The sequence below is a fragment of the Corallococcus sp. CA054B genome (assembly GCF_003611625.1).
GTDB lineage: Bacteria > Myxococcota > Myxococcia > Myxococcales > Myxococcaceae > Corallococcus > Corallococcus coralloides.
Window position 1 is genome coordinate 1 of the sequence record NZ_RAVY01000449.1, and the last position, 389, is coordinate 389.

Annotated in this window: 1 protein-coding gene; it reads left to right on the top strand. The window is 52.4% G+C overall.

The features are described from left to right. Positions 1-23: 23 nt before the first annotated feature. Positions 24-389 (top strand): hypothetical protein (locus tag D7V80_RS41270; protein WP_371807714.1); only part of this gene is annotated, 366 nt, incomplete at its 3' end.

The window sequence follows — 389 nt, forward strand, 5'->3', positions numbered from 1 at the left end:
GTTTACAGAGAGCGTCGCAAGTCATTGTTTGTACACAAGTAATTGAGCAAAGCGTGGATATTGACCTGGACGAAATGATCTCCGACCTGGCCCCTGTTGATTTGCTGATTCAGCGAGCAGGACGATTACAGCGGCATATCCGCGATATTAATGGTCAGTTAAAGCGTGACGGAAAGGACGAGCGTTCCCCCCCTGAATTGCTGATTCTGGCTCCCGTCTGGGACGACTCTCCTGGCGACGAATGGTTTTGCAGTGCCATGCGTAACAGTGCATTTGTCTATCCCGATCATGGGCGAATCTGGCTGACGCAGCGTGTGCTGCGTGAGCAAGGTGCTATTCAGATGCCACACGCAGCCCGGCTTCTTATTGAATCCGTCTACGGTGAGGAC